Genomic DNA, 7,629 nt, shown 5'->3' with positions numbered 1-7,629 from the left:
GGCTGCCCCCACTCACACCCACCCCTGCCGCCGAGCCTCGCGCAGCGCCTCCGCCCGGTTGCGCGTAGCCGTCTTGCCGATCGCCGCCGAGAGATAGTTGCGCACCGTGGACTCGGAGAGATGCAGGACCGCGGCGACGTCGGCGACGGTCGCCCCGTCCGCCGAGGCCCGCAGCACGTCGCACTCCCGGGCCGTGAGCGGGCTGGGCCCCGCACTGAGCGCGGCGGCGGCCAGTACGGGGTCCACGACCGTCTCACCGCCCAGCACCCGGCGGACGGCACCGGCCAGTTCCTCCACCGGGCCGTCCTTCACCAGGAAACCGGCGGCGCCCGCCTCCATGGCCCGCCGCAGGTACCCGGGACGGCCGAACGTGGTCAGGATCAGAACCCGGCAGCCGGGCACCCGCTCCCTCAGCTCGGCGGCGGCGTCCAGGCCGCTGCGGCCCGGCAGTTCGATGTCGAGCAGGGCTACGTCCGGACGGTGGGCGAGCGCGGCGGCGACGATCTCGTCCCCGGCCGACACCTGCGCGACCACCTCGATGTCCTCCTCCATCCCGAGCAGCAGCGCGAGCGCGCCGCGCATCATGCCCTGGTCCTCGGCGAGCAGGACGCGGATGGGCCGGGGGCGGGGAGGCGTGTCGGTCACGGGGCAAGCCTAGGACGCCGGCGCCGCCACCGGCCTGTCCTCCGGGACGCTTCGGCCGGTCCTGGGCCCCCCTGCGCGAGTACGTCGCCCCGCCACACCCCCGTGGAGGCCGGACGACTCCGTACTGTGGGCTGTCAACCTCGGAGGGCTTCGCGTTCGGAGGCGGAAAGCGGTGGCTCATCCAGATGCGGACGCTTCCTGCCCATGGCCATCTGGAAAAGCATGCCGGGTGAGAACAGGCGGGTCGGTGGCCTCTGCATGCTCATGACCTCAAGTAGGTACCGCTGGGCGTGCGGGCTGCGGGCTCCCGCGTCCACGGCGCGGTCGACGAGCGCAGCCCCGAACCGGTCGGTGGCTGTCGGACCTTCCTCGGTGGCGCCGGGGTAGAGCACATCTTGGCCCACTGCCAGGTTCCAGGCGTTCCCCACCGGCTGAGCCACAGCCTTCTGCAGGCGCCGTGACAGGCCCTTGTGGTGGAGCCCGTGGTCGAGGAGCGTGTCGTTGATGGCAACCGCGCACTGGGCCGCAGCGGAGAGGCCGTGCCCGTAGACCGGGTTGTAGGCGGCGACGGCGTCACCGACGACGACGAATCCTTCCGGCCACTTGGCAGCCTTCTCGAAATAGCGGCGGATGTTGGCCGTGCTGCGGGACATCACCGGGTCGGTCAGCGGCTCCGCCTGCTCGATGAGGTCGCCGATGATCGGGTGACGCAGGCCCTTGGCGAAGCTGACGAACGCTTCGGGGTCGCTCGTGGGTTCGCCTCCGCGTGTCCCGGAAAGGGTCACGAGCCAGCGGCCATCCTCGATGGGCAGGATGATGCCGCCTTGCCCGGGTGCCTGACTCGGGTCTGCCTGGACGTTGACGATGGGGAACTTGTCGGCGGTGGAGCCGGGCGCCTTGAACATGCGGCTTGCGTAGACGACGCCGGCGTCGACGGTCCGCTCGGGAATCGTCGGGATGCCGAGGTCCTCCAGCCACACGGGGGCACGGCTGCTCCGGCCACTGGCGTCGACAACGATCTTCGCGGGGATCATTTCTTCGCTTCCGTCGGTGTGGATGCGGACCCCCGCGATCTGGGAGGCGGTGCCCACGAGTCCGACGACCTCGGCACGCCCGCGTACAGTGATGCGCTCGTCTCGGAGAACAGCCTTGCGAACGGTGGCGTCGAGCAGGTCCCGGGAGCACACGAGGTTGACGGTGGGCGTGGTGAAGCGGCGGAACCACGGTCCGGACGGGGCCTTGGAGACGAGATCGGTCATGATCCCGGCACGCCACGCACCTTGGTCGACGAGGTGATCTCCGATGCCGGGGAGGAGGCGTTCGAGGGCTGCGACGCCGCCGGCCCACAGCAGGTGGGCGTGACGGGCCTGGGGGAGGCCCTTGCGGGGTTCCGGCTCGGTGGGCAGTTCGTCGCGTTCGATGATGGTGACGTCGGCGAACAGTGAGAGGACGGAGGCGGTGAGAATGCCGGTCATGCCGCCGCCTATGACGACAGCGGTATCACGAGGGCTGGATGTGTCAGACACGTGCGGTCGCGCTTTCTCTGGTGGCCACCTGGTGGCGAAGGGTGCCGACGGTCCGTCGGCGGCGTAGGCCGTGGGCCATGGAGATGAGAGTGGGCAGGTCGCTACGGATGGGCTGGGCTTCCTTGCCTGGTTCGTCGGGCGACTGCTTGTAGGCGTCGATGGCGGCGAGGAGGGCCGCGGTGCGCGCGAGGGAATCGGCGCGGTCCGGGTCGTGCCCGGTTCGTGTGGCCGCATGGTGTACGTCGACGCGCACCTGGTCGTCGTAATACGGGCCGAGACTCAGGAGGCCGTCGTAAATGTCCTTCTTGCGGTGCATCAGCCGCCGCGAGAGGGCGTCGGTGGGTCGGACCTGTACGGCGGCGGGGGAGAGGTCCAGGGGGCGCAGGGTTCGGGTATGGCCGGCCTGAAGGCAGACCAGGCCCGCGCGAAGCCAGCGTGCGGAGACCTTGCCGACCCAGGGCCAGATCATGCCGGCGGCGACGACGCCGGACACGGTGTGCGCGAGGAGGTGGAGCAGGACGTGCTCGCGCATCCAGGGCGTGTTCGCGTAGTAGGTGTCGATGTCGTAGATCCGCTCGTCCGGGACTTCGGCGAGGGAGAAGACGATCCACAGTGCGGCGACGATGCCGGCGTAGATCGCCCAGATGGTGCGAAGGATGCGGCGCCGACGGGGTGAGGGCTGCTCTCTCCAGCTGATCGTCATGGTCAGCGGCAACAATAGTGGGAATTTGAACAACTATAGTTGCCAAGAGCCGCAAGCATTCCTGCTGACGTCACTGCCGGTTCTCGAAGTCGACGCCCGTGTGCAGCCCAACCACCACACTCGGGTCCCCCTTCGGTGACCTCGGCCGCGAGGGCCGGGCGACCTCACAGCCCGGGGGACGCTGTCGCTCCAGTCGCGCTCCAAGTGCCAGTTGGCCGAGGCCGATCAGCGGGACCCAGTCCGCACTTCTCCTTCCGCGTGCCCTTGCGCCTGCGCGTCCACCGGCAGTTCCGCCCGCACCGCGAAGCCGCCCCGGGGCTCCACGCCCGCGGTCAGCGAACCGCCGGCCGTCAGGAGGCGTTCCGTCAGGCCGGTCAGGCCGGTGCCCGGGCCCTGGGTGGGGCCGGCGGCGCCCGTGCCGTCGTCCGTGACGGTGAGCCGGACCCGGTCCGCGCCGCCCGACACCGCGATCTCGCACCGGCTCGCCCCGCTGTGCCGTACGACGTTGGTGACCGCCTCCCGCACCACCCACCCCAGCAGGGCCTCGGCCTGTGGAGGCAGCGGCGGTCCCGAGCGGAGGACCACCGGCTCCACGTCCGCCGCGGCCAGCACCGAACGGGCCCGGTCCAGCTCGGTCCCCAGGCTGCCCTCCCGGTATCCCGTGACGGCCTCCCGGACCTCCGTCAGCGCCTGACGCCCGACCGCCTCGATGTCGCCGATCTGGGTCAGCGCGGCGTCCAGGTCGCGGTGCGCCAGCCGCCGGGCCGCCTCCGACTTGACCACGATGACGGACAGGGTGTGCCCGAGCAGATCGTGCAGGTCCCGGGAGAACCGCAGCCGCTCCTCCGCGACCGCCCGCGCCGCCAGTTCCTCCCGGGCCGCGCGCAGTTGCCGTACGGCGTCGGACAGGCCCAGGATCGCGGCCGTCACCATGGTGGACAGGAAGGTCCCGTAGGCGATGTTGAGGCCGGTCCAGCCTTCCGTGACGCCGGCCACGATCCCGGCCGCCGCGGCCAGCGTCCAGCCCCACCGGCCCAGCCACCTGCCGCGCAGTGCCGCACCCGCCGCGAGGCCGAGCAGCGGGAAGAACAGCAGCCAGCTGCCGCCGTAGGCCAGGGACAGGGCGCAGGTCACCAGCGCCATGCCGGCCAGGGCCAGCCGGGTCGACGGCGACTCGCGCCGCTCCCTGTCGAAGGAGCGGAAGGCCACGTAGATGTAGAGGGAGTTGAAGACCAGCAGCCCCAGGCCGCCGATCCAGGGGTTCGACGTCCGTCCCTGGAAGATGTTGGCCAGGCTGCCCAGGCCCATCAGCAGCCAGGGCAGGAGCGCGAAACCGGTGGGCGGCGGACCGACCCGCTCCGGCAGCTCGTCCGCCTTCGCCGCCTCCACCGGCTCGGACTGCCGCGCCAGCTGCCACGCGTCCAGGCGGCACGAGACCCTGCGCAGCCACCCTCCGGTCCCCGTCATCGCCCTCTGTCCCTCTCCTCGGTCGTTCACGTGCTCAGCCGCGTTCCGCGCCGCGACGGTAGGACAGGACGGCGTACGCCCCGAACGCCACCAGCCATGCCGGCAGTACGAGAATCGCACCTGCCGGGGGCGCCTGCCCCGTGGCGACCGCGCTGCCCAGCTCGGCGAAGCGGTTGGTCGGGGTGTACGCCGACACCGCGCGCAGCCACTCCGGGAACAGCGCCGGCGGGAACCACAGCCCGCCGAGGACCGCGAGCCCCAGGTTGGCCACCATGTTCGCCACGCCGGTGGTCTGCCCGGTCAGCCGGTAGCCGTTGCCGAGGCCCAGCAGTGTGAAGGGGACCGACCCCAGCCACAGCAGCAGCGCCAGAGCCGCCCACTGCCACGCCTCCAGCCGTACGCCGTTGACCAGGCCGCCCGCGGCGAGGACGGCCGTGATCGCGGGGAGCACCGTGACCGAGGCCGTCAGCGCGCGCCCCGCCACCACCTGGTGCGGCGGCATCGGCGTCACCCGCAGCTGCCGCAGCCAGCCGATCGCCCGGTCCTCGGCGACCCCGCCGCCGGTGTTCAGGGCCGAGCCGACCGCGCCGTACGCCGCCATGCCGACCATCGCCCCCGTCTTCCAGTCGCCCGCGTCGCCGCCCCCGAGGTTGGTGAAGAGGAGGTACATGAGGACCGGCATGGCGATTCCGCCGATCACGAAGCCGGGATCGCGCAGGGTGCGGCGCGTCTCCAGCCGCAGGTAGGCCCTCATCGCACCGGCTCCGTCTCCGTCGCGGGCTGCGCGGTGGTCTCCGCGGCCGCCGCCGTCAGGGCCAGGAACGCGTCGTCCAGCGACGCGGGGGCTACCTCCAGGCCGCGGATCGCGCCACGTTCGGCGAGGGCGATCACCGTCGCGTCCGAGTCCTCGGTGCGCAGCAGCGCCCGGTCCCCGCGGATCTCCAGCGCGCGCACGCCGGGCAGCAGCGCCAGGTCCCCGGTGGCCCGGCCGGCCAGGTCGAAGCAGACGCGGCTGCCGCCCGCCGCCCGGCGCAGCTCGTCACCGGTGCCGTCCGCGACGATCCGCCCCCGGTCGAGGACCAGGATGCGGTCGGCGTGCGTCTCGGCCTCCGCCAGGTAGTGGGTGGAGAAGAGGACGGTGCTGCCGCGCCGCGCGTAGGCCCGCATCGACTCCCAGAAGGTGTGCCGGGCCTCCACGTCCAGGGCCGCCGTGGGTTCGTCGAGGACCAGCAGGTCGGGGTTGCCGGCCAGCGCGACGGCGAGCCGTACCCGCTGTGTCTGCCCGCCGGACAGCCGGTCCACGCGACGCCCGGCCAGCTGCTCGATCCCGGCCAGCTCCAGAGCCTGCCGGACCGGCATCGGCGCCGGGTAGCGGCCGGCCACGAAGGCGACCAGCTCGCCCACGGTGACCCGGGGCACCGCCCGCGACTCCTGGAGCATGGCCCCCACCCGGCCCGCGCGCACCGCCCGCTCCGGCTCCCCGCCGAACAGCGCCACCGTGCCCTCGTCGGGCGGGCAGAGGCCCAGCAGCAGGGCGATCGCCGTGGACTTGCCGGCGCCGTTGCGGCCGAGCAGCGCGACCGTCTCACCGCGCGTGATCTCCAGGTCCACGCCGTCCACGGCGCGCACGTCGCCGTACGCCTTGGCCGCTCGCGTGAAGGAGACGGCGGAGGTGCTGCCTTCTGTCGCTCTCATGCCGGTGACGCTACGGAGCCGGAGGGGGCGGGCGGCAGATGCGGTTGTCCGGAGTCCGGGAGGACAAATGTCCCGGCCGGCCGGCGTCCCGTACGGTCGTGGCTGCCGGTCACCGTCCACATGCCTGGGAGGACCTGGGAGAAGGGGGCAGCCATGCCCATCGACGCGGCCACGGCGCTCGCCGCACCGCCCCACGTCCGCGAACTCGCCTGGGACCACGGGGACGTCCAGCTCTACCACCTCGGGATCGGCGCGGGAGTGCCCGCCACCGACGCCCGCGAGCTGCGCTACACCCTGGAGTCCCGGCTGCACGTGCTGCCGAGCTTCGCGACGGTGGCGGGGGACGGACCCCCGGGTGTGATCGGGGCGCTGTCCAGGCCCGGCGTCGACGTCGACCTCGCCCGCGTCCTGCACGGCGGGCAGCGCCTGCTGACGCACCGGCCCGTCCCGGTGCGCGGCCGGGCGAGCGCGGCCTCGCGCGTCGTCGCCGTGTACGACAAGGGCACGGCGGCCGTCCTGGTGCTGCGCACCGACGTCACCGACGCGGACGGGCCGCTGTGGACCGACGAGGCCGAGATCTTCGTACGCGGGGAGGGTGGCTGGGGCGGTGAGCGGGGGCCGTCCGGGCGCCCCGCCCCGCCGCCGGACACGGAACCCGATCAGGTCGCCGAACTGCCGGTGCGCGAGGACCAGGCCCTGCTCTACCGCCTCTGCGGCGACTGGAACCCGCTGCACGCCGACCCGGAGTTCGCCGTGCGCGCCGGTTTCGAGCGGCCCGTCCTGCACGGGCTGTGCACCTACGGCTCCACGCTCAAGTCGGTGGTCGACACGCTGCTGGGCGGTGACGTGACCCGGGTGCGCGAGTACCGCGCGCGGTTCGCCGGGGTGGTGTACCCGGGGGAGACGCTGCGGGTGCGGATGTGGCGGCCGGTGGTGCCGGACGGCGGCCGCTCGGTGCGCGTGGCGGTGAGCGCCGTCGAACGGGACGACGCCCCGGTCCTCGCCGACACGGTCGTCCGGTACGAGTGACGACGACGGCCCCGTGCGTCGGAGTGACGCACGGGGCCGTGGCCGCTTGCCTGCTTCTTACTGCGTGTGATGCGTGTGATGCGTGTGTGTCGTGCCTTGGCGTGCCGTCAGGCCGCCGTCCCGGACTCCTCGGACGGCTTGCGGTGACGGCCCCGCGGGGTCGCCGCGGCCTCCTGGCTGGAGACCGGTCCGCGGTGCTTGCCGTGGCCGGTGTCGGTCTCGGAAACGTCGGCACCGTCGGCCTGCATCGGCTGGGTCGTGCTGGCGTCGTTCATCGGAAGGAATTCACCCCGTCAACATGATCTTTCGTACAGCCGGGCGAGTGTAACCGGCACCCCTCGACCCGAATCCAGGCGGCCACGCCAACCGGCACTACTTCGTTACAAGCCGCGCCAGCGGGGCCTGTTGAAGGGGTACGGGCCGGGGAGGAGGGGGCGCCTGTTCATCCTTTTCGTCCGGCGTTCCGGCCGGCTCGGCGGGCCGGTCCGGAGCCGTGTCCTCCGTATCGCCGGCGCCTCCCGCGTCGCCGGTGCCCCCCGCTTCCCCCGGGGCCAGCCGTGCCAC

Annotated in this window: 8 protein-coding genes; 1 reads left to right on the top strand and 7 read right to left on the bottom strand. The window is 72.7% G+C overall.

Annotated features, from left to right (window positions below; all coding sequences use genetic code 11):
* Positions 1-12: 12 nt before the first annotated feature.
* The 6 genes from DMH12_RS35715 to DMH12_RS35690 all read right to left on the bottom strand — a co-directional run bounded on the left by DMH12_RS35715 (position 13) and on the right by DMH12_RS35690 (position 6,036).
* Positions 13-645 carry a response regulator transcription factor gene (locus tag DMH12_RS35715; protein WP_125495465.1) on the bottom strand — a complete coding sequence of 211 codons (633 nt, stop codon included), beginning with the start codon at positions 643-645 and terminating at the stop codon, positions 13-15.
* Between the two features lie 134 nt (positions 646-779).
* Positions 780-2,171: an FAD-dependent monooxygenase gene (locus tag DMH12_RS35710; RefSeq protein WP_125495464.1), complete on the bottom strand. Its 1,392-nt coding sequence runs from the start codon at positions 2,169-2,171 to the stop codon at positions 780-782.
* On the bottom strand, positions 2,164-2,874 hold the full coding sequence (locus DMH12_RS35705; protein WP_125495463.1) for a DUF6545 domain-containing protein: 711 nt from the start codon (positions 2,872-2,874) through the stop codon (positions 2,164-2,166). Before DMH12_RS35705 ends, DMH12_RS35710 begins: the two co-directional genes overlap by 8 nt.
* Before the next feature lie 225 nt (positions 2,875-3,099).
* Positions 3,100-4,341, bottom strand: coding sequence for a sensor histidine kinase (locus DMH12_RS35700; protein ID WP_125495462.1), 1,242 nt, complete (start codon positions 4,339-4,341; stop codon positions 3,100-3,102).
* Between the two features lie 34 nt (positions 4,342-4,375).
* Positions 4,376-5,095, bottom strand: a complete 720-nt coding sequence (locus DMH12_RS35695) for an ABC transporter permease (RefSeq protein WP_125495461.1) — start codon at positions 5,093-5,095, stop codon at positions 4,376-4,378.
* On the bottom strand, positions 5,092-6,036 hold the full coding sequence (locus DMH12_RS35690) for an ABC transporter ATP-binding protein (RefSeq protein ID WP_125495460.1): 945 nt from the start codon (positions 6,034-6,036) through the stop codon (positions 5,092-5,094). The genes DMH12_RS35695 and DMH12_RS35690 overlap by 4 nt, the downstream gene beginning before the upstream one ends.
* Positions 6,037-6,189: 153 nt before the next feature.
* Between DMH12_RS35690 and DMH12_RS35685 the strand changes: the two genes are divergently transcribed.
* Positions 6,190-7,065 (top strand): MaoC/PaaZ C-terminal domain-containing protein, encoded by an 876-nt coding sequence (locus DMH12_RS35685; protein WP_125495459.1) that lies wholly within the window; start codon positions 6,190-6,192, stop codon positions 7,063-7,065.
* A 107-nt stretch (positions 7,066-7,172) separates the two neighbouring features.
* On the opposite strand, the gene DMH12_RS35680 is transcribed toward DMH12_RS35685, so the two are convergent.
* Complete coding sequence (locus tag DMH12_RS35680) at positions 7,173-7,340, bottom strand: hypothetical protein (RefSeq protein ID WP_122620378.1); 168 nt, start codon at positions 7,338-7,340, stop codon at positions 7,173-7,175.
* Positions 7,341-7,629: the final 289 nt, after the last annotated feature.

Origin of the sequence: Streptomyces sp. WAC 04229 (assembly GCF_003947455.1) — a bacterium.
Lineage (GTDB): Bacteria > Actinomycetota > Actinomycetes > Streptomycetales > Streptomycetaceae > Streptomyces.
Note: the sequence above shows the minus strand (reverse complement) of the source record. Positions and strands in the feature narration are given on the sequence as shown.